General features: G+C 71.5%; 1 protein-coding gene. It reads left to right on the top strand.

What is annotated here, in order from left to right; all coding sequences use genetic code 11:
- Window positions 1–358 (top strand): ATPase domain-containing protein (locus tag EOA49_RS32425; RefSeq protein ID WP_164749406.1); only part of this gene is annotated, 358 nt, incomplete at both ends.

Here is a 358-nt window from a genome sequence, read left to right as displayed (position 1 = left end):
GGAACACGCTCGTCGAGGAAGGCACCGCGGGCGGCATCGGCTCGGGCCCCGCTAACACCCGCAATGTGCGCAAGGGCCGCGCCGTGGTGCTCACCAGCCTGGCCGGCGACATCGAGGACGCGCCGCGCATCGTTTCCGGCATCGGCGAGCTCGACCGCGCCACCGGCGGCGGCTTCGTGCGCGGCTCCGCCCTTCTGGTCGGCGGCGATCCCGGCATCGGCAAGTCGACGCTGCTGACGCAGGCCGCAGCCGCTTTGGCCTCGAAAGGCCACCGCATCGTCTATGTTTCGGGTGAGGAAGCGGTCGCGCAGATCAGGCTGCGTGCTCAGCGCCTCGGTGTCGCCTCGACGCCGGTCGA

The organism is Mesorhizobium sp. M1A.F.Ca.IN.020.04.1.1 (assembly GCF_003997315.1).
Taxonomy (GTDB): domain Bacteria; phylum Pseudomonadota; class Alphaproteobacteria; order Rhizobiales; family Rhizobiaceae; genus Mesorhizobium.
This window is presented reverse-complemented; position numbering and strand designations above follow the sequence as displayed.